The organism is Streptomyces sp. NPDC002958 (assembly GCF_055563255.1).
This window is the reverse complement of the sequence record NZ_JBVHDS010000020.1, coordinates 61,731-84,140: the sequence shown is the minus strand read 5'-3', so window position 1 is coordinate 84,140 and position 22,410 is coordinate 61,731. Positions and strand designations below refer to the sequence as shown.

Sequence of the window (22,410 nt, the reverse complement as noted above, 5' to 3'; positions counted from 1 at the left end):
GGCCGGGTGCCGGGCCGGGAACCAGAAAGGCATCCCACGATGCACCACGCTCTGATCGTTGCCCGGATGGCTCCGGATTCGGCGCCCGACATCGCCAGGCTGTTCGCCGCCTCAGACAGCAGCGAACTGCCGCACCTCGTCGGTGTCACCAGGCGCAAGCTCTTCCAGTTCGGCGACGTCTATCTGCACCTGATCGAATCGGACCGCCCGCCGGGCCCCGAGATCGCCAAGGTGACGCAGCACCCGGCGTTCAAGGACATCAGCGACAAGCTCTCCGCCTATGTGAGCGCGTACGACCCGCAGACCTGGCGCAGCCCGAAGGACGCCATGGCGCACGAGTTCTACCGGTGGGAGCGCGAAACCACCGCTTGAGACGGACGATCGCCCCGGGTCCGGCCGACTTGCCGGACCCGGGGCGATTTCCATTGCTCCCGGGGGAGGGGAATCAGTCGGGGACCACGCATTCGAACGCGTGGAGGTAGGCGTTGACGGGAACGACCTTGCCGATCAGCAGCCCGGCATCCGAGATCCGGCTGACCAGGCTCTCCCGGGTGTGCTTCGCGCCGCCGACGTTGAGAAGGAGCAGCAGGTCCATCGCGGTCGTGAACCGCATCGAGGGGGTGTCGTCGACGAGGTTCTCGATCACGACGACCCGGGCTCCCGGGCGGGCAGCCGCGACGACATTGCGCAGCGTCCTGCGCGTGCTGTCGTCGTCCCATTCCAGGATGTTCTTGATGATGTAGAGATCGGCCTCGACCGGGATGGCCTCGCGGCAGTCCCCGGCCACGATGCGGGTCCGATCGGTGAGCGGCCCCTCGTCCCGCAACCGGGCGTCGGCCCGCGCCACCACGCCCGGCAGGTCCATCAGGGTGCCGTGGACCGACGGGTGCTTCTCCAGCAGGCTGGCCAGTACGTGGCCCTGGCCGCCGCCGATGTCGGCGACGGCGGACACCCCGGTGAGGTCGAGGAGTTCGGCGACATCCAGTGCGGACTGCATGCTGGAGGTGGTCATGGCCCGATTGAAGACATGGGCCGACTCGTGGGCGTCCTGGTGGAGGTAGTCGAAGAACCCCTTGCCGTGCACGTCCGAGAAGACGCTCCTGCCGGTACGCACCGCGTCGTCGAGGTGCGGCCAGACATCCCAGGTCCAGGGCTCGGTGCACCACAGCGAGATGTAGCGCAGGCTGTTCGGGTCGTCCTCGCGCAGCAGGCGGGACATCTCGGTGTGGGCGAAGCACCCGTCCGGGGTCTCGGTGAAGACCCCGTAGCAGGTCAGTGCGCGCAGCAGTCGGCGCAGGGGCACCGGCTCGGTCTCCAGCAGCGTCGCGAGCTCCTGTGCGCTCGCGGGCGTCTCGCCCAGTGCGTCGGCGACGCCCAGCCGGGCCGCGGCGCGCACGGCGGCGGCGCAGGCCGCCCCGAAGACGATCTCGCGCAGCTGCATGGCCGGCTGAGGAGGCGTGACGGGGTGCGGGACGGCGGCGTGGACGGGGGGTGGTGTGGGAGCGGGGGTGGGACTCACAGTCGTCATGCTGATTCGCTTCTCCTCGTGCGGGACTGCATCGGTCAGCACATCCCGGCCGGTGTGGACTTCGTGCAGATGTTGGTGACGAACGTGTTGCCCTTACCGGTGTCCCCATTGGCCAGGTCGGCCGGCTTGTTGCCGAGCACGACATTGCCGCTGATGGTGTTGCCGGTGTTCTTCGTGCCCACGAAGCTCTTGAACAGCACGACGCCGCCGGAGAGCGGCGTGGCGCCCACGTTGTTGCTGATCGTGTTCGAGCGCACCTGGGTGTCGGCGGCGCCCGTGAGCACGATGCCGGAACCCTGAATGGCGGGCAGCCGTTTCGTCGCGGCGCAGAACTTGTTGTTGTCGTTGATCTGGTTGGACCGGATCGTCATGGCTCCGGCCTGCGGCTTCCCCTCGTCGCCCACGACGAACACACCACTGCAGTTGCCGGTGAAGCTGTTGTCGTGGACCGACAGGTTCCTGACGCGCCTGGCGGTGAAGCCGATCCGGTTGTCCGTCAGCGTGTTGTCCTGGAGCTCGGTGCCCTGGGTGTCGGTGGCGCCGGCCTCCTCGTCGACGGTGTTCGCGACGAAGATGCCCGCGTCACCGTTGGCACGCGCGGTGTTGTTCGTGAACGCACCGCGGGTGGAGCGCTCCTGCGCGATGCCCCAGACGCCGTTGCGTTCGGCGGTCACCCGGCGGACGGTGAGCTGGTCGGTCCAGGAGGCCCAGACACCGTTCTTCTTGAATCCGGAGACGGTCAGCGACTCGATGCTCACGCCGTCGACGGTCCGGCCCGATCTGCCCAGGACACAGATTCCGCTGCCGGCCTTCGTACAGGCGTCGGCGGACCGTGCGTCCTTCGCCGCGGGCCGGATGACGGTCCGGCCGGCGAAGCCGCGCAGGGTCAGGCGGGGTTTGGTGACCAGGACGCTCTCCCGGTACGTGCCGGGCAGTACGACGACGGTGTCACCCGGCTGGGCGGCGTCCACCGCCTTCTGGATCGACTGCCCGGGGCGGACCACATGCGAGCTCGTGGCGGAGGCGGACGGAATGGCCGCGCCGAGTCCAGCGGCCGAGACGACCGCGACCGAGACAAGGCTCTTGATGTGTCGTTTCCTCATGAGTCGAAGCTATGGGCGATTTCCCCCCTTTGCCACATAGGGTGAGCGGTTGGGTACATGGCGTGCCCGAATGGCTTACGCCGGGGTCCGCCGCCCTGTGCCCCGGCGGGCGTGCGACGACGCGCTCGGGTGGTTTTGGGCCGACGTCGTACCCGTGTCCCCCGGGTGATCCGGGCCGGGTCGTACGGGTGTTTTCGGGGGTCCCGGGTTGCGCCGTCCGGGTGTACCCCGGGCTCAGTCCTCGGCGTCGGGCCGGGGTGCGACGACCGAGCGGGCCCACCGGTAGTCGGCCTTGCCGCTCGGCGAGCGCTGGATCTGCCGGGTGATCACCAGCCGGCGGGGGATCTTGTAGCCGGCCAGACGGGTCCTGCAGTGCGCCTGGACGTTGTCGAGCGAGGGCTCGGCCGCCCCTTCGCGCAGTTGCACCACCGCCGCGACATGGCTTCCCCACCGTTCGTCGGGCACCCCGGCGACCAGCGCGTCGTACACATCCGGATGCGCCTTCAGCGCCTGCTCGACCTCCTCGGGATACACCTTCTCGCCCCCGGTGTTGATGCACTGCGAACCCCGACCGAGGACCGTGACGATGCCGTCCGCGTCAACGGTCGCCATGTCGCCGAGCAGCACCCAGCGCTCGTTGCCCCTGCGGAAGAACGTCTCCGCGGTCTTCTGCGGGTCGTTGTAATACCCGAGCGGCACATGGCCGCGCTGGGCGATCCGTCCCGGCTCGCCCGGAGCAACCGGCTTGTACGTCGCCGGATCAACCACCGCCGTACGGGAGTTGACCTGGAGCCGGAAACCCTTCTCCGGGCCCGAGTCGGCCGTCGCCGTACCGTTGAACCCGGACTCCGACGAGCCGAAGTTGTTGAGCAGCATCACGGTCGGCACCAGTGCCTGGAACTCCGCACGCACCGAGTCCGACATGATCGCGCCGGAGCTGGAGATGGAGAACATCGACGAACAGTCGGTGTTCCTCAGCGGGCCCTTCAGTGCGTCGATCAACGGCCGCAGCATCGCATCGCCCACCAGGGAGACGCTGGTGACCTTTTCCTTCTCGATCGTACGGAGCACCTCCTGGGGTACGAACTTGCGGTGGATCACGATGCGTTGCCCGAAGTTGAAGCCGATGAACGCGGTGAGCGTCGAGGTGCCGTGCATCAGTGGGGGAGTGGGGAAGAAGGTGATCCCTTCACCGCCCGCGGCCACTCGCTCGGCCAGCTCCTGCGGGGTCTTCACCGGCTCACCGGTCGGCGCACCGCCTCCGAGGCCGGAGAAGAAGAGGTCCTCCTGGCGCCACATCACGCCCTTGGGCATTCCGGTCGTGCCACCGGTGTAGATGATGAACTGGTCGTCGGCCGAACGCGGCGGGAAGCCGCGCTCCGGGCTCCCGGCCGCCTCGGCGTCCGTGAACGCGACGGCGTCCGGACCGCGCACGCCCGCCACCGGTTGCCCCACCCGGACCAGGTGGCGGAGCGTCGGGGCCTTCGGCGCGGCGGCCGAGACCCGTTCGTCGAACTCGGCATCGAAGACCAGCGCCGCCAGATCCGCATCACGGTAGAGGTAGGTCAACTCCTCCTCCACATAGCGGTAGTTGACATTGACGGGGACGACACGGGCCTTGAGGCAGGCCAGCACCGTCTGGAGGTACTCGACTCCGTTGTAGAGATGCAGCCCCAGATGCTCACCGGGGGCGATGCCCGCCTCGATCAGGTGATGGGCGATGCGGTTGGCGGCCGCGTCCAGTTCCGCGTACGTCAGGCGGCGCTCCGCACCCGTACCGGGGTGGTCGAGGTAGACGAGTGCCTCGCGTTCCGGGACCGCGTCGACGACCGACTCGAACAGGTCGGCAAGGTTGTACTCCACCGTTCCTCCTGACCCCGGATGCTGACTGGCTCGGCGGTCATTAGAGCGCTGGGAGGCACAAGTGGGAAGGGGTGCCGTCGAAGAAGTCTGACTGACTGTCAGAAAACTATTGAACTGGCCCCCCGCCTACTGCAACCTGTTCTAGGTCTCGAGACGGGAGGCAGGCAATGGGTGGTACGGAACACCTCACCGTGCAGCGCGAGGGCGCCACGCTGGTGCTCACCTTGAACAGGCCGGAGGCGAAGAACGCACTCTCTCCACCGATGCTGGTCGGGCTGTACGACGGCTGGCTGGAGGCGGACGAGGACGACACCGTTCGCTCGGTGGTCCTCACCGGCGCCGGCGGCTGCTTCTGCGCCGGCATGGATCTCAAAGCCCTGGCGGGCAAGGGGATGGATGGCGAGCATTACCGCGACCGGATGACCGCCGACCCCGATCTGCACTGGAAGGCGATGCTGCGCCATCATCGCCCCCGCAAACCGGTCATCGCCGCCGTCGAGGGCCACTGCGTGGCGGGCGGAACCGAGATCCTGCAGGGCACCGATATCCGTATCGCCGGTGCGAGCGCCACCTTCGGGCTCTTCGAGGTCAAGCGCGGACTGTTCCCCATCGGCGGCTCGACGGTACGGCTGCCGCGCCAGATCGCCCGCACCCACGCCCTCGAAATGCTCCTCACCGGACGTTCGTACAGCGCCGACGAAGCGGCCCGCATCGGGTTGATCGGCAGAGTCGTGCCCGACGGCACCGCACTGGAACAGGCCCTCGACGTCGCCGAGCGGATCAATACCTGCGGCCCGCTCGCCGTCGAAGCCGTCAAGGCCTCCGTGTACGAGACCGCCGAAATGACCGAGACCGATGGGCTCGCCGCCGAACTGAAGCGCGGCTGGCCGGTCTTCGCGACCGCCGACGCCAAGGAAGGCGCCCGCGCCTTCGCCGAGAAGCGCCCGCCCGTCTACCGGCGGGCCTGAGCCAAGGAGACAACCGTGCCCGACGTCCTCAGCGCACCACTGGTGGTCGAGTTCCCCTTCACCCGCTCTCTCGGCCCGGTCCAGAGCGCCTTCCTCACCGGACTGCGCGAGCAGACCGTCCTCGGCGTACGGACCGGTGACGGAAAGGTCCTGGTCCCGCCCGTCGAGTACGACCCCGTCACCGCCGAGGAGCTGCGCGAACTGACCGAGGTCGCTACCACCGGCACCGTCACCACCTGGGCCTGGAACCCGGCCCCGCGCCGCGACCAGCCCCTGGCCACCCCGTTCGCCTGGGTGCTGGTCAAGCTGGACGGGGCCGACGCAGCCCTGCTCCATGTACTCGACGTGCCGGGACCCGAAGCCGTGAACACCGGTATGCGGGTGCGGATCCGCTGGGCCCCGCAGCGGATGGGTGCCATCACGGACATCGCCTGCTTCGAACCGTACGAGGGCGGGGCGACGGCCGAAAGCACCCCGCACAGCGGCGAGTTCGCCGACCCCGTCACTGGCATCGTCACCCCGGCCCTCCTCAACTACACGTACACCCCCGGCCGCGCCCAGAGCGCGTACCTCAATGCCCTCTCCGAGCAGCGCACCGTCGGTGAGCGCTGCCCGTCCTGCCGCAAGGTGTACGTCCCGCCCCGCGGCGCCTGCCCCACCTGCGGTGTCGCCACCGCGGAACAGGTGGAGGTCGGTCCGCGCGGCACCGTGACCACGTACTGCATCGTCAACATCAAGGCGAAGAATCTCGACATCGAAGTTCCCTACGTCTACGCCCACATCGCCCTCGACGGCGCGGACCTCGCCCTGCACGCGCGGATCGGCGGGATCCCGTACGACCAGGTACGCATGGGACTGCGGGTCGAACCCGTCTGGACCGGGGGCGGCCGCCACCCCGACCACTACCGGCCCACCGGAGAGCCGGACGCCGACTACGACGCTTACAAGGAGCTGCTGTAGATGCGAGACGTAGCGATCGTCGCCTTCGCGCAGACGGACCATCTGAGGCGCACCGACGAACTCTCCGAAGCCGAGATGCTGATGCCCGCCCTCCACCAGGTACTCGACGCGACCGGTCTCAGGGCCAGCGACATCGGCTTCACCTGCTCCGGCTCCAGCGACTACCTCGCGGGTCGCGCCTTCTCCTTCACCATGGCGCTCGACGGCGTCGGCGCGTACCCGCCGATCTCCGAGTCCCATGTGGAGATGGACGGCGCCTGGGCGCTGTACGAGGCCTGGGTGAAGATCCAGACGGGCGAGGCCGACACCGCGCTCGTCTACTCCTACGGAAAATCCTCACCCGGTGAGGTGCGCGACGTCCTCACCCGCCAACTCGACCCCTACTACGTCGGCCCGCTCTGGCCGGACTCCGTCGCACTCGCCGCACTCCAGGCGCAGGCGCTGATCGACGCGGGCGACACCGACGAGGCCGCCCTCGCCGTGATCGCCACCCGCAGCCGCGCCTTTGCCGCGAACAACCCGCACGCCCGGATCGCCGGCCCGGTCCCGGCCGGCGAATACGTCGTACAGCCGCTGCGGACCGGCGACTGCCCGCCGACCGGCGACGGCGCGGCCGCCGTGATCCTCGCCGCCGATGACACGGCACGGGCCCTGTGCCCCCGCCCCGCCTGGATCCGCGGTATCGACCACCGCATCGAGGCCCACAGCCTCGGGGTCCGCGCACTGACCGAATCACCGTCCACCCGGCTCGCCGCCGAACGCGCCGGGGTCTTCGAACGGCCCGTGGACACCGCCGAGTTGCACGCCCCGTTCACCTCGCAAGAGGTGGTGCTGCGCAAGGCGCTCGGGCTCGACGACAGCGTCACCGTCAACCCGTCCGGCGGCGCGCTCGCCGCCAACCCCGTCATGGCCGCAGGGCTGATCCGCCTCGGCGAGGCCGCGGCCCGTATCCACCGCGGCGAGTCCGACCGGGCGCTCGCCCACGCCACCTCCGGGCCCTGTCTGCAACAGAACCTGGTCGCCGTCCTCGAAGGGGAGAGCGCTCATGCCTAAGGAGCCCGTGGCCGTCGTCGGCATCGGCCAGACGAAGCATGTCTCGGCCCGCCGCGACGTATCCATCGCCGGTCTCGTCCGCGAGGCCGCCGTCCGTGCACTGGAGGACGCCGGGCTGACCTGGGCGGACATCGACGCGGTCGTCATCGGCAAAGCCCCCGACTTCTTCGAGGGCCTGATGATGCCGGAGCTCTATCTTGCCGACGCCCTCGGCGCGGTCGGCAAACCGATGCTGCGGGTGCACACCGCGGGCTCGGTCGGCGGCTCCACCGCACTCGTCGCCGCCAACCTGGTCTCCGCACGGGTGCACCGCACCGTCCTCACGCTTGCCTTCGAGAAGCAGTCCGAGTCCAACGCCATGTGGGGCCTCTCGCTGCCCATCCCGTTCCAGCAACCGCTGCTGGCCGGAGCGGGCGGCTTCTTCGCCCCGCACGTCCGGGCATACATGCGTCGCACCGGGGCGCCCGACACGGTGGGCTCCCTCGTCGCGTACAAGGACCGTCTCAACGCGCTGAAGAACCCGTACGCGCACATCCACGACCCGGACATCACCCTGGAGAAGGTCCGGTCCGCACCGATGCTCTGGGACCCGATCCGCTACTCGGAGACCTGCCCGTCCTCCGACGGGGCCTGCGCCATGATTCTCACCGACCGTGCCGGAGCGGACCGTTCGCCGCATCCGCCCGCCTGGGTTCACGGCGGCGCGATGCGCAGTGAACCGACGCTCTTCGCCGGCAAGGACTTCGTCTCGCCACAGGCGGGCAAGGACTGCGCCGCCGATGTGTATCGGCAGGCGGGGATCGGCGACCCCCGAAGGGAGATCGACGCCGTCGAGATGTACGTGCCGTTCTCCTGGTACGAACCGATGTGGCTGGAGAACCTCGGCTTCGCCGACGAGGGCGAGGGCTGGAAGCTCACCGAGTCCGGCGTCACCGAACTCGACGGAGACCTTCCGGTGAACCCCTCGGGCGGAGTGCTCTCCACCAACCCCATCGGCGCCTCCGGCATGCTCCGCTTCGCCGAAGCCGCGTTGCAGGTACGGGGACAGGCGGGCGAGCACCAGGTCGCGGATGCGCGAAAGGCGCTCGGCCATGCGTACGGCGGCGGGGCGCAGTTCTTCTCCATGTGGCTGGTCGGAGCCGAACCTCCGACCGGCTGAGCGCGCCGTCCCCGGACCGGAGGAAGTCGCGCCGGCGATTCCGTACCGCCGCGTCGTGCTCCGAGAGGTCGGTGAGCGGGCTGCTCTGCCGCCGGAGCAGCGACTCGGCCCCGGCCCGTGCACCCCGGGCCAGGAAGTCCGCCGCGCTCTGCTCGGCACTCTCGGCGACCACGGGCCCGCGCACCCGCACCTGCCGGGCCAGGGACGACCAGTCGAAGGTGAGCGCGGCATAGGGGAGTTCCGTGAGATCACGGCCCTGCACGCCGCCCGCGTCCCCACGGTCCACGCCACAGCGCTAATGGTCCATGTCGAAGCTACCATTAGTTCTGTGTCCGACACCCGGCTTGCGCTCGACCTCGCCCTCTCCATCCGCCACGACGGGCGGGGTGGTCTCGCCGACGACCTCGACACCCCGGACGGGCTGACCGACTGGGTGCGGGAGCGGCGCGGTCTGCTCGGCGACGCGGCGGGTGGCGACACCTGGGCGGCCGACGAACAGACCCTCGAAGCCGTACGGTCGCTGCGCGCGGCTGTTCGGGCGCTCTTCGCCTACGCCGTCCGACCCGGCGAGCCGAGCCCAGCCGATGCGGGACGGCTGCTGCCCTTCGGGGAGGCGCTGCGCCGGCTCAACGCCACCGCTGCCGCGGTCCCGACCGCGCCACGCCTCGACTGGGCACCGGACCGCGATCCCGTCGCCCGTGACCACCCGACCGGCGGAACGGCGGAACGGAACGCTCTGCCCGCCGCCCTCGCCCGTGCGACCATCGGATTCCTTGCCGGACCGGACCGCACGGCGTTGCGCGCCTGCCACGCCCCGCGCTGCGTGCGCTACTTCATCAAGGAGCACCCCCGCCAGGAGTGGTGCAAGCCGTCCTGCGGCAACCGCGCCCGGGTCGCACGCCACCACGAGCGCCACCGTGCCACGTAGGGTGGTGACCGTGACAGGTGAGCGTGATCTTCGAACCCTGCTGGGCGGCATGCGGCCGGAGCTGAACCCGGGTCGCTATGTCTTCACCACCGCGCCCGACGGCGCGATGCCCGAGGGCGTCAACCCTGTGGTCACGGTCACCGAGCCCGAAGGTGTCACCCTGGTGCTGCCGGAGACGGAAGCCGTCGCGGCCGGGCTGCGATACGACTACGTGGCCGGCTGGATCACCCTCCGCATCCACTCCGCGCTGGACGCGGTCGGGCTCACCGCCGCCGTGTCCCTGGCGCTCACCGATGCCGGGCTGAGCTGCAATGTGGTGGCGGGCTTCCACCACGACCACCTGTTCGTTCCGTACGACCGGGCCACCGAGGCCGTCGGCGTGCTGGCGGCACTGGCCGCGGAATCCGCCCAGGGACAGGGAGGCGAAGCTGCCGGAGCCCGGGTCGCCGGGGCGCCCGAGCCGGGGCCCGCCGACCCGTCGACGCTCCGGCCTGCGCAGACCCGGCTCCGCGACGTGAGCCCGGACACGTAACATGTCTGCATGTCCTTCCTCCGCCGCCGTAGCGCCGCCACACCCGCGGGCCCCGACTTCGACGTCCTGGCCATGGACCCGGGAGACTGGCCCGGAAACCTCGGCGCCGGTCTGCTGCCCGCGCCCGACGGGAGCTGTCAGGGCGTCTTCCTGCGCTACGACCTGTTCGGCGGCCGCGGCCCCGCGATGATCATCGGCAATCTCCCGGAGGGCTCGCCCGCGCGCGAGACCGAGGAGGGCCAGGTCCCGTTCGAGGTGGCCCAGCTGTTGCTCGCGCTCGAGAACGACGAACCGGTCGAGGTCACCGGAACCGAGGACATGCCCGTGATGCAGGGCGACAACCTGCTGATCGTCCGCCGCGTCAAGCTCTCCGAGAGCCGGATCTCCTGTGTCCAGTTCGACCGCAGCGACGGTGTGCTCGTCACCATCGCCAGCTGGGACCGGCCGATCACCGACGATCTGTACACCCTGCTCAAGCCCCTGCCCGCCGAGCTGTTCCAGCAGGGCTGAAGCGTCCCTTCGCCGGTCGCCCGCACGCATCGGGCGGCGGCGGGGCGCGCACATCATCCATCTGTCCAAGTATTCGCGGCCGTCACCGGCGTACAGCAACGCCTCGACAGTCAGGGCGCTCTCGGCCCGGACGCCATCGCCGCCGAACAGCTGAAGAGCTGAAGAGATCCGCCCTGCCCAACTTCTGGGACACCCACCCGCCGTTCCAGATCGACGGCAACTTCGGCGCCACCTCGGGCATCGCCGAGATGCTGCTGCAGAGCCGGCACGACGCCGTCGAGACCTCCCGGCCCTGCCGACTGGCCGGACGGATCGGTACGCGGGCTGCGCGCGCGGGGCGGCTTCGGCGTCGACATCGAATGGGTCGCGGGGCAGGCTCGCCGTGTGGTGATCACGGCGAGCCGCAGCCGCGAAGTGACCGTCCGCAGCTCGCTGTTCGCGAGCGGTGAGAAGGTCTTCAAGGCGCGCGCGGGCGAGCGCTACCCGCTGATGGCCGAGGGCTGAGCGAACAGCGCGGTCACCCGCGCTGCCGAGACACCGAGCCCCGTGGGACCGCTGAGGTGCCACGGGGCGCCGGTGCCCCGCCGTAGATCCTGCTCGCGGTAGCGCCGGCAGTCCCGGTGCCAGATCAGGATGCCCGCGAGCCAGTGCTTGAGCTCCAGCACGTACCCGGCGAGGATCTCCCTCGCCTCCACATCCAGCTCGAAGTCGTCGTACAGCACCGGGAGTTCGTGCTCGGCGACGTGCAGGAACTGCCGCAGCCGCGATTTCATCAGATCGTGCACGATCGCCACGGCGGTCGGATAGTCCACCCCGAAGAAGTTCTGGACGACCAGGACACCGTTGTGCACCTCACCCTCGTACTCGATCTCCTTCTGGTACGAGAACAGGTCGTTGAGCAGACACGCGTAGTCCGACGCCGCGTTCTCCAGCGAGCGCAGCGGACCGCTGTGGTAGATCTCCGCCGGCACCTTCCTGCCGTGGCCCAGCCGGCACAGACTCATCGTGAGATCCGAGCCGAAGGTCTTCCGTCGCATCTCGATGTAGTCCACCGGGTCCGGAATGCGGTTCTGCACCTGGTTCGCCAGTTCCCACACCCAGCTCGCGGTCATGTCCTCGACCGCCGTCCGAAAGGCGCGGCGCCCGCTCGCGTCCATCGGGGCCGAGGTCTTCGCCCAGAGATCGGCGAGCCCCCGCTCCAGAGCGTTGACCGGCTGGGGTGTCCGGGACCCGTCCAGGGGCATGAACAGTGAAAGACGCTCATTGGCGAGCCTGGCTCCCGCCAGGTCACGAGCCCGCCCGTGCACCACGGGGAACCAGTCGTCGCCGTACGTCCCCCACGTCAGCCACTGGGAGGACAGATCCAGCTCGTCCGGCGTTGCATCCGGGTGCAGACCCGCCGCACACAGCGGCAGGTCGATCGCGACGAGCCGCTGCTCGTCCCAGATGTGCGAACCCGGCACCCCGGGTTGTGCCTCCAGGATCCCCATACGGTTCGCCCAGTCGACGATGCGCACCCGTGCCCCGTCCAGATGGGGGCTGAGCGTCGTACCGAACGGGAGCTCGAAGTCGGGCAGCAGGGACGGGCCGACATGCTGGTACGGCACATGGGTGTGGCTGCGCAGCCGGGCCGTCTCCGAGCGGGGTGTGAACCGGATCGACGCCGCGGCCATACCGAAGCCGAGCGCGGCCTCACCGGCACCGCCGTCGTTCATGTAGCGGCTGGAGCGCATGTGCCACTCATGACCGCCCGACTGCCAGTCCTGCAGCCCCTTGACGTACGCCAGAACCGCCGTTGTGGCCGCCGGGTCCAGCCCCTTCTCCACGCAGAGCGGGTGGAGTTCGGTGAACGCCGTGTTCTCGAACTGCTGCAGCCGCGACGTCAGCAGATCATTCACCGCATCGGCGGCCTCCTGCGTGGAGCAGCCGAGGAAGTGCTCAAGGACCAGCACGCCATTGCTGTTCTCGCCCTCGTCCTCAACCTCCCGCTGGTACGAGAAGAGGTCGTTGCGCAGATGTACGCCGTCGGAGAAGGCGTCCCGCAGCACCCGCAGCGCACGCTCGTCGGCCACCGAATCGGGGACCTCCGCGCCCGCCGCGTACTCCACGAGACCCGCCGACCACGGGGCGCCGCCGACCTTTCGGCGCATCTCGATGTACTCGACGGGGTTCGCGATACGTCCCTCGTTGATGTTGGCGAGCTCCCACAGCGACTCATTGAGCAGGTTCTTCGTCGCCTCGGCGAACCGGACCCGCCAGGCGTCGGACATGCTCGGCACCGTCCGTGCCCATAGATCGGCCAGTCCCGCCTCGACCGGATTCGTCGGCTCCGGCATCGGAGCCCCGCGCTCCATCGGCATGAACGCCGGCAACCGGTCCAGATACCGCTTGCCGCCCTCACGGTCGGGGGTGCGTTTGAACAGCTCCAGAAAGTGGTCGTCGAAGAAGAAGACCCACACATACCAGTCGGTGACCAGCGAAAGTGCCTCGGACGAGCAATCGGGGTGGGTGTACGCACACAGCAGCGCGTAGTCGTGGGAGTCGAGGTCCTTCTCCTCCCAGATACCCGAACCCTCCAGCATCCCTATGCTGCGTGCCCACTTCTTGGTGTGCTGTCGTGCCTCCTCGACATGGGCGTTGAGCCGCGCCGGATACGGAACGTAGAAGTCCGGCAGGGTGAAGGGCTGAGCCATGTGCGTCCGGCCTTTCCGAGATCTCCGTGCGGACGTCGCACGGACCGGTCGTGTCCGCGCGAGCACTACCCTTCGGCCGTTAGGGGCACGCACATCCGGGATTAGTCATACAAAGAGTGAGTTCTTTCGGGGCATGTGCGCGCGAGTCGACGGCCGGACGGCCACTCCGTAAAACCGGGGTAACGAGGCGCCGTCAGCAGCCCGTTGCTTCTTTCGGACCGTAGGTCAGACACCCTGCCAGTGGTCTGGTCCACTGGATCGACTCGCGGTCGCCACTGAGCTCTTGACGCACTATCACCTCAGGTCGGAGAGTGTGCGCGCACAGCGGAACAGCGAGATCGGATCACGCACGGCTCCATCACGCACAGCTCCAAGAAGGGTTGTCATGACGTCCAAGCAGAGGACCGGACTCGCACTCGCGCTGACCACGGTGGGCGCACTGAGTATGGCGCTGCTCAGTCCCGCGGCGCAGGCCGGTGCGGACGGGGTGCGGCCGGAATGCCCACGCAGCCTCGCATGCGACTGGGTACCGGCGGCCTACCAGCAGACCGGCGACCCGGCCGACAGGGAGACGTACGGGAACTACGACACCTCGGACCGGCCGCACACCAACAAGATCAGATTCATTGTTCTGCATGACACCGAGGAAGACTTCGACACCACCCTGAAGATCTTCCAGAACCCGCTGAAACAGACCTCCGCCCACTACGTGGTGCGCTCGGGCGACGGCCACGTCACCCAGATGGTCAAGGGCAAGGACGTCGCCTGGCAGGCGGGCAACTGGTACGTCAACAGCCACTCCATCGGCATCGAGCAGGAGGGTGTCGCCGTCGAGGGTGCCAAGTGGTACACCCCCGAGATGTACCGCTCGACCGCCAAGCTGGTGCGCTACCTCGCCGCCAAGTACGACATCCCGCTCGACCGCCAGCACATCATCGGCCACGACGGTGTGCCTCCCACCAGTGCGTCCGGCACCAAGAACATGCACTGGGACCCGGGCACGTACTGGGACTGGAACCAGTTCATGGCGCTGCTCGGCAAGCCCACCGTGCCAAGCGCCCCCAAGAGCAGTGAACTCATCACCGTCAGCCCGGACTTCACGAAGAACAAGCAGGCATTCCGTGACTGCGAAAAGGGCGTCGACCTGCCGGTCCAGGGCTCCAGCGCCGTCCCGCTCCACACCGCACCGTCCACCGACGCACCACTTTTCTCCGACCCCGGCCTGCACACCGACGGCTCGCCCGGCACGAACTGCGCCGCCGACTGGGGCAGCAAGATCAGCGCCACCCAGCAGGCCGTCGTCGCAGACCGCGCCCCCGGCTGGACGGCGATCTGGTGGTACGGCCAGAAGGCCTGGTTCCAGACTCCGGCCCGCACCCGGACCACCACGCCCACCTCCGGCTACGTGGTCAAGCCGAAGGCGGGTCGTACGGAGGTGCCGGTGTACGGGGTGGCGTACCCGGAGAAGTCGGAGTACCCCGCGGACTTCGCGGACCAGCGGGTGGGCTCGCCGCTGCAGTACACCATCAAGGCCGGTCAATCCTATCCCGGCGGCGGTGAGGCACCCACGGGCTTCTACTACGCCCCGACGATCGACGCCTCGTACCCGCTCGACCACTCGTACTTCCGCGGCAAGGAGAAGTACGTGACAGTGCAGATCGGCCACCGGGTCGCCTATGTGAAGGCATCCGACGTGGACATCGTGCGGACGCGCTGAGACCGCAGGGCGTCGTCGCAGCAGCACCGGAGATTGCGCGCATCCGAACAACGAAGAGGAGGCCTTCATGCACAAGCTGACCAGGACCGCAGCCACCGCAGCCATGGGCGTTGTCATGGCACTCGCACTCACCGGCGCCGGAGCAGCGGTCACCGTCGCGACCGCCTCGTTCGCCGCCGCCTCCGAGGTCGGGGCGCAGGGCTGGGACGTTGCCGGCTCGTACGGGACCCAGCAGGAGTGCGTCGCGGCCGGGGACGCGGGCGTCAGCGACGGGAGCTGGGCGGAGTACCGGTGCGCGCTGTTCGAGGCCCGGTGGGACCTGATGATTCCGGCGTGACCGCGTGACCGCGTGACCGCGTGACTCGTGCCTCTCCGTGCACGGTATCCGTACACGGTATCCGTACACGGAGGGGCACTTGAGGCCGTTCGGTCAAGGACCCGGCTGCCCCGGCCGCTGTCAGCCCGCGACCTGGCGGTTCACCTGTGCGGGAGAGAGCGCATGCTCGATCGCGAGGATGCCCGCCCCCACCGCGGCCGCATTCTCACCCGTACGGCTCGGCTCGATCCGCAGCAATTGCGTGGCCAGCGGATGCGAGCGCCGATAGACCGCCTCGCGTACCCCCGCGAGCAACTGGTCGTGGACGGCAGCCAGTGCGCCCCCCATCACCACCGTGTCCGGGTTGAAGAAGTTCACCAGACCGGCGAGTACCTCGCCGACCGCCCTCCCCGCCTCGCGCACCATCCTTACGGCGTCCCGGTTCCCCGACTGCACCAGCCGCACCACATCGCTGCCCGATGCCGCGTCCAGTCCCAGACCGACCAGTTTCGCCGCCAGTGACGCACCGCCCGCGACGGCCTCCAGACAGCCCGAATTGCCGCACCGACACGGGTCGTCGAGGTCCGCGACCCGGATATGTCCGATATCGCCGGCACAGCCCTGCGCACCCCGGTGCAGTTGGCCGTCGGCGACGATCCCGCAGCCGATCCCCGTACCGACCTTGATGTACAACAGGTAGCGGCAGTCCGGGAAAGCGCGGCGCTGCTCGGCCAGCGCCATCACGTTCACATCGTTGTCGACGAGCGCCCGCACCCCGAACCGGGCGGCGAAGAACTCCGGGATCGGGTACTGGTGCCAGCCCGGCATGATCGGCGGATCGACAGGACGGCCGGTGGAGAACTCCACCGGGCCCGGCACCCCGACGCCGATGGACCGCAGCGTTTCAGGTTCCCGGTGCGCCTCGTCGAGCAGGGTGCGCACGGTCCGCTCCACGTGCCGCAGTATGGAGTCCGGCCCGTCACCGATCGACAGCGGTTCCTCCTGCACCGCCAGAGTGGCGCCGCCGATGTCCATCAGTACCACCCTGCAGTGCGAGGCTCCCAGATCCACCCCGGCCACCGCGTGTTCACGGGTGCGCAGCGCCAGCCGGCGCGGCGGACGGCCGCCGGTGGAACCGCCGTCGGCATCCTCGTCCACGAGGCCGTGCGCGATCAGCGCGTCCACCCGTTGGGAGACCGTCGAACGGGCCATCCCGGTGATCCGGGCGATATCAGCACGAGTCGCCACCGCCCCTGAACTGATCAGCGCGAGCACCTCGCCCGGCGAGTGTGAGGCGGCAGCGGATGTGCGATCCGACGGCGAAGACATGACAGTCAGCCTAAGGACGACTTTCGCTGCTCACAAGGCATTCTCTGTTCGGCCATCGGCATAAGTCTGCGCCAAGTCGGTTGAAATCAAAGGTGCTTGAGCCCTTGACAGTCCTAAGGCATGTCACGACCCTGCTCTGCAGACCGCTGAGCGAGGAGCCATTCGATGCTGACGATGCACGGTGTGTCCAAGAGCTTCCTTGGGGTGCGTGTGCTCCAAGGGGTGGGGCTCGACCTCGAAGCCGGAGAAGTGCATGCCCTGGTGGGGGAGAACGGCGCAGGAAAGTCAACGCTGATGAAGATCCTCGCGGGCGAACACTTACCCGACGAGGGGACCCTCACCATCGACGGAACCGCGTACTCCTTCAGCCATCCGGCGCAGGCCCAAGCCGCCGGGATCGGCATCATCCACCAGGAGTTCGCGCTGCTCCCGCACCGCACCGTCGCCGAGAACGTCTTCCTCGGCCGTGAACCCACCCGGTACGGACTCGTCGACCGGCGCGCCATGGAGAGGCGCACCGCCGAACTCCTCGCCGAGATGGACGAGACCGGTATCACCCCGCGGACCCCCGTTCATGAGTTGTCGGTCGCACGTCGGCAGACCGTGGAGATCGTCAAGGCTCTCGCCTCCGACGTTCGGATCCTGGTGATGGACGAACCCACTGCCGCGCTCGCCGATCACGAGGTTGAACAACTCGCTTCGCTCATACGCCGACTGACTGCCCGTGGGCTCGGCATCCTCTACATCTCGCACCGGCTCCGCGAGGTCTTCGATCTCTCGCGGCGCATCACGGTCCTCAAGGACGGTCGCCGCGTCGCCACGCTCAACACCCGCGACACCGACGCCGACACGGTCGTACGCGCCATGGTCGGGCGGGAACTCGGCGCCTACTACCCACCCCGCGCCGGCCCGGGCCGGGCGGGCGCGGAGAGGCTCAGCGTCAGCGGCGGCGGCAACGCCCGGATCTCCGGCATCGATCTGACCCTGCGGGCCGGTGAGGTCGTCGGCGTCGCCGGTCTCCAGGGCTCCGGTCGCACCTCGCTCGCCCGCGCCCTCTTCGGCGCCGCCCCCTTCACCACGGGCACCATGACCGTCGACGGAAAGCCACTGCGCCCGTCCCGCCCCCGGGACGCCGTCCGAGCCGGAATCGCTCTGGTCACCGAGGACCGCAAGGCCGAGGGTCTCGCCCTGCGCCAGTCCGTGGCCGACAACGCGCTGCTCGTGACCCGGGCCGTGCCCGCCCGCGGCAGACCGCCCGCGGGCCGTGAGGTGACCGCGCTGCTGGAACGCGTACGCCTGCAGGCCCACGGCGAGGACCAGCAGGTCCAGTATCTGTCCGGTGGCAATCAGCAGAAGGTCGTCATCGCCAAATGGCTCGCTGCCCGTCCCCGTGTGCTCCTCTTCGACGAACCGACCCGCGGCGTCGACGTCGGCGCCAAGGCCGCCATCCACACCCTCGTACGCGAACTGGCGAGCGAGGGCCTCGCGGTACTGATCATCTCCTCCGAACTGCCCGAGCTGATCGGCATGAGTGACCGCATCCTTGTCATGTCTGAAGGCCGCCTCGCCGGCGAACTTCCCGCCGGTGCCACGGAAGAGGCCGTCATGCGCGTCGCCACCGATGGCCACCGTACGCGGGAGGGAGCCGCATGACCGCACTTAGGTCCGACCTGAAGACCCGGTCCCACACCGGCCCGGGGCGGACAGCGGAGCTGCGCCTCACCGGCCCCGTAGCGGGAGTCTGGCTCGCCGCCCTCGTAGTCACCGTTCTCGGCTGGATCGTCGTCGCCGCCCGCGGCGGGGACTTCCTCACCGTCACCAACATGGTGACGATCCTGCAGAACTGCGTCGCCCTCGGTCTCGTCGCCGTCGGCCAGTCCGCCGTCATTCTCACCGGATCACTCGACCTGTCCGTCGCCTACCTCATCAGCCTGGGCACCCTCGTCGCCGCGGAAACGATGCAGAGCGCCGACGTCCCCGTGGCGATCCTCGCCGTCCTCACCCTCTGCGCCGCCGTCGGCCTGGCCAATGGACTGATCGTCACCGGCCTCAAGGTCAACGCGTTCATAGCCACCCTCGGCACCGCCTTCATACTGCGTGGCTGGATCGAGGACAATTACACCGGCCCCGCGGGCAGGGTCCCCGCTTCCTTCCAGCACCTCGGCTACGACCGAATCGGACCGGTCCCCGTCTCCCTCTTCCTGCTTCTCGCGGTCGCGGCCGCTCTCTGGCTCATCACCCGCCGCAGCCGACTCGGCCACCACATGTACGCAACCGGCGGTGACGAGCACGCCGCCCGGCTCTCCGGGGTCCGTACCCGACGCACCGTCATCACGGCCCATGTCCTGTGCTCACTCTGTGTCGGCGCCGCGGCCCTCTTCCTCGCCGCCCGGCTCGGCGCCGGAGCCCCCTGGGCCGGCACGGAGGCCCGCTATGACCTGGAGTCCATAGCCGCCGTCGTTCTCGGCGGCACCGCGCTCGCCGGGGGCCGCGGGGGAGTGGCGGGCACCCTCGGCGGAGTCCTTGTCCTCGCCGTGCTCGACAGCGTCTTCAACCAGCTCGCCGTCGACCCGTTCTTCAAGAACGTCGTCCGCGGCGTCGTCATCATCGCGGCCGTCGCCCTGTACGCACGGGGCCGCCGCACCTCGCAGGAGAGGACCGCATGACCAGTGCACAGGCACCCGCCAGCCGCCGCGTCCTGAGCGCCCTCACCACCGGCACACCCGTCTACTTCCTGCTCGCCGGTCTCCTCGCCGCGCTGGCCCTCACCGACCCGGGCTTCTACGAACCCGACCGTTTCCTCTCCTTCATCAAGCGCGCCGCCCCTCTCGTCATCCTCGCCGCAGGTCAGTATCTGGTCGTCGTGTGCGGAGAGTTCGACCTGTCCGTCGGAGCGATCGTCACGGCCGGGGTGGTCGTCGCCGCCGAACTGTACGGCTCGTTCCCGGGCGCACCCTGGCTGTTCGTCACCGCGATCCTGTTGCTGGCCGGAGCTCTTGCCGGTCTCGTCAGCGGACTGATCACCACCCTGCTGCGCGTGCCGTCGTTCATCACCACGCTCGGCATGATGCTGATCCTCGAAGGCGCTGTCTTCTTCTGGACCGGCGGTTCCCCGCACGGCGCGCTGCCTGCGACATTTCGTCGGCTCGGGCGCGGCACCGCGTTCGGCTGGCTGCCCTGGGCCGTCCTCGTGTGTGTCGTTGCGGGCCTCCTCGCCGTACGCCTGATGCGTTCCGACTTCGGCCGTACGCTTCTCGCCACCGGCGACAACGAACGCGCCGCGAGCCTGGCCGGGGTCCGGGTCGCGCGCGCCCGCACCATCGCCTTCATCCTCTCCGGCGTCGCGGCCGCACTCGCCGCCGTTCTCGTCGGCGGTTTCTCCGGAGTCTCGGCGCAGGCCGGCCGGGGCTACGAGTTCGAGGCGATCACCGCCGTTGTCCTGGGCGGCGTGGTGCTCGGCGGCGGGCGCGGCTCCGTCGTCGCGGCGATGGCCGGAGCCTTCTCGCTCCAGGCGCTGTTCACCCTGCTCAATCTCCAGGGCGTCTCAGGCGCCCTGGAATCGACCGTGCAAGGCGTCATTGTCATCGCAGCCGTCGCCCTCGGCGCAGCCGACTGGTCCCGGCTGCGCCGTCGCGGCACCGAGCCCTCGGGAGCGAAATCCTCATGAGCACGCGAAAGATCCGACACGCACTCGTGCCCTGTGCCGCTCTGCTCGGCGCGGCCCTGCTCGCCGGCTGTACGAGCGACGCACCGCCCGACGCGCCTGCCGGAGCAGCGAGCGGCACCGCGGGCGACCCGGGTACCGGACGGCAGTCGAAGTTTTTCGACCGGGCCGAATACGACCGCCAGCTCGCCCTCGCCAAGGAGTCCCCGCAGGGCCCCGCAGGCAAGCCGTGGGAGCAGATGCTCCAGCCGCAGCTCGTCGACACCACGCAGTACAAGAAGAAGGGCTCCGGCGGAATCCACCTCTGTCTTTCCAACGCCGGAGTCTTCAATCCCTGGCGCCAGGTCGGCCTGCAGAACATGCAGGCCGAGGTCGCACTCCACAAGGAGATCAGCGACTTCACTGTGCTCGACGCACAGGGCAAGGACGACAAGCAGATTTCCGACATCCAGGAGCTCGCAGGTCAGGGCTGTGACGTCCTGATCGTCTCTCCGAACACCACGGCCACCCTCACCCCTGCCGTCGAGCAAGCCTGCGGAAAGGTGCCCGTGATCGTCTTCGACCGGGGTGTCCAGACGGACTGCGCCGTCACCTTCATCAACCCGATCGGCGGATACGGTTACGGGGCGGTCGCCGCCGACTTCCTCGTCGAGAAGGTGAAGCCCAAGGGGAAGATTCTCGCCCTGCGGATCTCCCCCGGCGTCGATGTGCTGGAGACCCGCTGGTCGGCGGCGAAGGTTGCGCTCGACAAGAGCGGACTCGACGTCGTGGACGTGAAGTTCACCGACGGCGACCCGGCCAAGACCAAGGCGATCGTCACCGACGCGATCACCCGCAACGGCGACATCGACGGCGTCTGGATGGACTCCGGTGCGACCTCCGTCGCCGCTGTCGAAGCCTTCGAGGACGCCGGCAAGGAGGTACCGCCGATCACCGGCGAGGACCAGCAGGATTTCCTCCAGGTATGGAAGGAGAAGAAGCTCACCGCGATCGCCCCGTCGTACCCCACCTTCCAGTGGCGTACGCCCGTCATCGCCGCGCTGAAGATCCTCAAGGGGGAGCAGGTCCCGAAGGAGTGGAAGCTTCCGCAGCCCACCGTCACCCAGGACACCCTCGACCAGTACCTCAAGCCGGGCATGCCGCCACTGCACTACGCGATGTGCGGCTGCGAGAACCTTCCCGGCTTCCCGGAGAAGTGGGGAGGCAAGAAGTGAGTGCCGCCGCGTTCCCGCTCGGTGCGAATCCGTGGATCTGGCACTCGCCGGTGACGTACGAAGCGCTCGGTGACGTTCTGCCGCGCCTGTCCGCGTGGGGCTTCGACTGCGTCGAGATCCCGCTGGAGAACGAACGGGACTGGGCACCCGCATCAGTCAGCAAACTCCTCGACGCATCCGGTCTCGCAGTCGCCGCCGTGATCGCCGTCATGCCGCCCGACCGCAACCTCGTCCGCACCGATCCGCGGACCGTCCGGGTCACGCAGGACTACTTGCATCGCTGTATCGACGCAGCCCAGGCTGTGAACGCCCCCGCCGTCGCCGGACCCGTGTACACGGCGGTCGGCCGCACCTGGCACATGGACCACATCGAACGCACCGCGGCTTACGAGGAGTTAAGGGAAAACCTCGCCCCGGTCGTCGACCACGCACACGACGCCGGCGTGCGCATCGCCGTGGAGCCCCTCAACCGGTACGAGACAAGCCTGCTCAACACCGTCGACCAGACCCTCGCGGCACTGATCGGGCTACCCGAGGACACCATCGGCCTCGCGCTCGACGTATACCACCAGAACATCGAGGAACGCTCCCTGCCCGACGCCGTACGCCGTGCTGCCGGCCGCATCGTCCATGTCCAAGTGTGCGCCAACGACCGGGGCACCCCCGGCGCAGACTCCCTCGACTGGCGCGGCTTCCTGACCGCACTCACCACGAGCGGCTACCGCGGTCCGCTCTGCATCGAGTCGTTCACCGCGCACAACGACGCCATCGCGGTCGCCGCTTCCGTCTGGAGGCCGCTCGCCGACACCCAGGACACCATCGCGACAGACGGCCTGGCGTTTCTGCGCCGCGCCCTCGAATCCACCCCCTGAC

19 protein-coding genes and 3 pseudogenes are annotated in these 22,410 nt (G+C 68.9%); 17 read left to right on the top strand and 5 right to left on the bottom strand.

From position 1 onward, the window contains the following. Window positions 1-39 precede the first annotated feature (39 nt). Window positions 40-372 (top strand): TcmI family type II polyketide cyclase, encoded by a 333-nt coding sequence (locus ACZ3IC_RS26710; protein WP_467420004.1) that lies wholly within the window; start codon window positions 40-42, stop codon window positions 370-372. 73 nt (window positions 373-445) lie between these two features. On the opposite strand, the gene ACZ3IC_RS26705 is transcribed toward ACZ3IC_RS26710, so the two are convergent. The 3 genes from ACZ3IC_RS26705 to ACZ3IC_RS26695 form a co-directional block, all read right to left on the bottom strand. Then, a complete protein-coding gene (locus tag ACZ3IC_RS26705) occupies window positions 446-1,528 on the bottom strand; it encodes a methyltransferase (RefSeq protein ID WP_467420002.1) in 1,083 nt (360 codons plus the stop codon). A gap of 35 nt (window positions 1,529-1,563) precedes the next feature. Beyond that, window positions 1,564-2,631 (bottom strand): right-handed parallel beta-helix repeat-containing protein, encoded by a 1,068-nt coding sequence (locus tag ACZ3IC_RS26700; RefSeq protein WP_467420000.1) that lies wholly within the window; start codon window positions 2,629-2,631, stop codon window positions 1,564-1,566. A gap of 234 nt (window positions 2,632-2,865) precedes the next feature. Next, the gene (locus tag ACZ3IC_RS26695; protein WP_467419999.1) at window positions 2,866-4,494 is read right to left on the bottom strand and encodes an acyl-CoA synthetase; all 1,629 of its coding nucleotides are present in this window, start codon (window positions 4,492-4,494) and stop codon (window positions 2,866-2,868) included. A gap of 167 nt (window positions 4,495-4,661) precedes the next feature. Between ACZ3IC_RS26695 and ACZ3IC_RS26690 the strand changes: the two genes are divergently transcribed. The 9 genes and pseudogenes from ACZ3IC_RS26690 to ACZ3IC_RS26650 form a co-directional block, all read left to right on the top strand. Further along, window positions 4,662-5,462 (top strand): crotonase/enoyl-CoA hydratase family protein, encoded by an 801-nt coding sequence (locus ACZ3IC_RS26690; protein WP_467419996.1) that lies wholly within the window; start codon window positions 4,662-4,664, stop codon window positions 5,460-5,462. A gap of 15 nt (window positions 5,463-5,477) precedes the next feature. Continuing rightward, the gene (locus tag ACZ3IC_RS26685) at window positions 5,478-6,422 is read left to right on the top strand and encodes a Zn-ribbon domain-containing OB-fold protein (RefSeq protein ID WP_467419995.1); all 945 of its coding nucleotides are present in this window, start codon (window positions 5,478-5,480) and stop codon (window positions 6,420-6,422) included. After that, on the top strand, window positions 6,423-7,475 hold the full coding sequence (locus ACZ3IC_RS26680) for a thiolase domain-containing protein (RefSeq protein WP_467419993.1): 1,053 nt from the start codon (window positions 6,423-6,425) through the stop codon (window positions 7,473-7,475). After that, window positions 7,468-8,634, top strand: a complete 1,167-nt coding sequence (locus ACZ3IC_RS26675) for a thiolase domain-containing protein (protein ID WP_467419990.1) — start codon at window positions 7,468-7,470, stop codon at window positions 8,632-8,634. Before ACZ3IC_RS26680 ends, ACZ3IC_RS26675 begins: the two co-directional genes overlap by 8 nt. Before the next feature lie 298 nt (window positions 8,635-8,932). Next, on the top strand, window positions 8,933-9,562 hold the full coding sequence (locus ACZ3IC_RS26670) for a CGNR zinc finger domain-containing protein (protein WP_467420049.1): 630 nt from the start codon (window positions 8,933-8,935) through the stop codon (window positions 9,560-9,562). 10 nt (window positions 9,563-9,572) lie between these two features. After that, a pseudogene (locus ACZ3IC_RS26665) lies at window positions 9,573-9,968 on the top strand (ACT domain-containing protein); the annotation flags it as partial. Window positions 9,969-10,103: 135 nt separating this feature from the next. Then, a complete protein-coding gene (locus ACZ3IC_RS26660) occupies window positions 10,104-10,604 on the top strand; it encodes a hypothetical protein (RefSeq protein WP_018550733.1) in 501 nt (166 codons plus the stop codon). Further along, window positions 10,529-10,813 (top strand): annotated as a pseudogene (locus ACZ3IC_RS26655) (hypothetical protein); the annotation flags it as partial. The gene ACZ3IC_RS26660 and the pseudogene ACZ3IC_RS26655, both read left to right, overlap by 76 nt. 115 nt (window positions 10,814-10,928) lie before the next feature. Beyond that, window positions 10,929-10,976: pseudogene (locus tag ACZ3IC_RS26650) on the top strand (hypothetical protein); the annotation flags it as partial. A gap of 107 nt (window positions 10,977-11,083) precedes the next feature. On the opposite strand, the gene ACZ3IC_RS26645 reads toward ACZ3IC_RS26650, so the two are convergent. Then, window positions 11,084-13,297, bottom strand: coding sequence for a terpene synthase family protein (locus ACZ3IC_RS26645; RefSeq protein ID WP_467419988.1), 2,214 nt, complete (start codon window positions 13,295-13,297; stop codon window positions 11,084-11,086). A gap of 385 nt (window positions 13,298-13,682) precedes the next feature. Here ACZ3IC_RS26645 and ACZ3IC_RS26640 point away from each other — a divergent pair, with 385 nt between their 5' ends. Both ACZ3IC_RS26640 and ACZ3IC_RS26635 read left to right on the top strand, forming a co-directional pair. Then, window positions 13,683-15,014, top strand: a complete 1,332-nt coding sequence (locus ACZ3IC_RS26640; protein ID WP_467419985.1) for an N-acetylmuramoyl-L-alanine amidase — start codon at window positions 13,683-13,685, stop codon at window positions 15,012-15,014. Between the two features lie 67 nt (window positions 15,015-15,081). Then, a complete protein-coding gene (locus ACZ3IC_RS26635) occupies window positions 15,082-15,351 on the top strand; it encodes a hypothetical protein (protein ID WP_467419984.1) in 270 nt (89 codons plus the stop codon). Between the two features lie 120 nt (window positions 15,352-15,471). Here the strand turns inward: ACZ3IC_RS26635 and ACZ3IC_RS26630 are convergent, their stop codons facing one another. Continuing rightward, window positions 15,472-16,659, bottom strand: a complete 1,188-nt coding sequence (locus ACZ3IC_RS26630) for an ROK family transcriptional regulator (RefSeq protein WP_467419982.1) — start codon at window positions 16,657-16,659, stop codon at window positions 15,472-15,474. Between the two features lie 165 nt (window positions 16,660-16,824). Between ACZ3IC_RS26630 and ACZ3IC_RS26625 the strand changes: the two genes are divergently transcribed. From ACZ3IC_RS26625 to ACZ3IC_RS26605, 5 genes are read left to right on the top strand one after another with little or no spacing between them, the layout of a single operon-like run. Then, a complete protein-coding gene (locus tag ACZ3IC_RS26625) occupies window positions 16,825-18,312 on the top strand; it encodes a sugar ABC transporter ATP-binding protein (protein WP_467419979.1) in 1,488 nt (495 codons plus the stop codon). After that, the gene (locus ACZ3IC_RS26620) at window positions 18,309-19,325 is read left to right on the top strand and encodes an ABC transporter permease (RefSeq protein ID WP_467419976.1); all 1,017 of its coding nucleotides are present in this window, start codon (window positions 18,309-18,311) and stop codon (window positions 19,323-19,325) included. The genes ACZ3IC_RS26625 and ACZ3IC_RS26620 overlap by 4 nt, the downstream gene beginning before the upstream one ends. Beyond that, a complete protein-coding gene (locus ACZ3IC_RS26615) occupies window positions 19,322-20,326 on the top strand; it encodes an ABC transporter permease (protein WP_467419974.1) in 1,005 nt (334 codons plus the stop codon). Before ACZ3IC_RS26620 ends, ACZ3IC_RS26615 begins: the two co-directional genes overlap by 4 nt. After that, window positions 20,323-21,537 carry a substrate-binding domain-containing protein gene (locus ACZ3IC_RS26610; protein WP_467419971.1) on the top strand — a complete coding sequence of 405 codons (1,215 nt, stop codon included), beginning with the start codon at window positions 20,323-20,325 and terminating at the stop codon, window positions 21,535-21,537. The genes ACZ3IC_RS26615 and ACZ3IC_RS26610 overlap by 4 nt, the downstream gene beginning before the upstream one ends. After that, entirely contained in the window at window positions 21,534-22,409 is an 876-nt protein-coding gene (locus ACZ3IC_RS26605) for a sugar phosphate isomerase/epimerase family protein (protein ID WP_467419969.1), read from the top strand. The genes ACZ3IC_RS26610 and ACZ3IC_RS26605 overlap by 4 nt, the downstream gene beginning before the upstream one ends. The last annotated feature ends 1 nt before the right edge of the window (window position 22,410 follow it).

Bases quoted from the DNA above. Each gene is read 5' to 3' on its own strand.
- ACZ3IC_RS26680 (WP_467419993.1), top strand. From the start codon at position 6,423: ATGCGAGACGTAGCGATCGTCGCCTTCGCGCAGACGGACCATCTGAGG.
- ACZ3IC_RS26690 (WP_467419996.1), top strand. From the start codon at position 4,662: ATGGGTGGTACGGAACACCTCACCGTGCAGCGCGAGGGCGCCACGCTG.
- ACZ3IC_RS26635 (WP_467419984.1), top strand. From the start codon at position 15,082: ATGCACAAGCTGACCAGGACCGCAGCCACCGCAGCCATGGGCGTTGTC.
- ACZ3IC_RS26640 (WP_467419985.1), top strand. From the start codon at position 13,683: ATGACGTCCAAGCAGAGGACCGGACTCGCACTCGCGCTGACCACGGTG.
- ACZ3IC_RS26620 (WP_467419976.1), top strand. From the start codon at position 18,309: ATGACCGCACTTAGGTCCGACCTGAAGACCCGGTCCCACACCGGCCCG.
- ACZ3IC_RS26660 (WP_018550733.1), top strand. From the start codon at position 10,104: ATGTCCTTCCTCCGCCGCCGTAGCGCCGCCACACCCGCGGGCCCCGAC.
- ACZ3IC_RS26705 (WP_467420002.1), bottom strand. From the start codon at position 1,528: ATGACGACTGTGAGTCCCACCCCCGCTCCCACACCACCCCCCGTCCAC.
- ACZ3IC_RS26615 (WP_467419974.1), top strand. From the start codon at position 19,322: ATGACCAGTGCACAGGCACCCGCCAGCCGCCGCGTCCTGAGCGCCCTC.
- ACZ3IC_RS26700 (WP_467420000.1), bottom strand. From the start codon at position 2,631: ATGAGGAAACGACACATCAAGAGCCTTGTCTCGGTCGCGGTCGTCTCG.
- ACZ3IC_RS26610 (WP_467419971.1), top strand. From the start codon at position 20,323: ATGAGCACGCGAAAGATCCGACACGCACTCGTGCCCTGTGCCGCTCTG.
- ACZ3IC_RS26675 (WP_467419990.1), top strand. From the start codon at position 7,468: ATGCCTAAGGAGCCCGTGGCCGTCGTCGGCATCGGCCAGACGAAGCAT.
- ACZ3IC_RS26645 (WP_467419988.1), bottom strand. From the start codon at position 13,297: ATGGCTCAGCCCTTCACCCTGCCGGACTTCTACGTTCCGTATCCGGCG.
- ACZ3IC_RS26625 (WP_467419979.1), top strand. From the start codon at position 16,825: ATGCTGACGATGCACGGTGTGTCCAAGAGCTTCCTTGGGGTGCGTGTG.
- ACZ3IC_RS26710 (WP_467420004.1), top strand. From the start codon at position 40: ATGCACCACGCTCTGATCGTTGCCCGGATGGCTCCGGATTCGGCGCCC.
- ACZ3IC_RS26630 (WP_467419982.1), bottom strand. From the start codon at position 16,659: ATGTCTTCGCCGTCGGATCGCACATCCGCTGCCGCCTCACACTCGCCG.
- ACZ3IC_RS26670 (WP_467420049.1), top strand. From the start codon at position 8,933: ATGGTCCATGTCGAAGCTACCATTAGTTCTGTGTCCGACACCCGGCTT.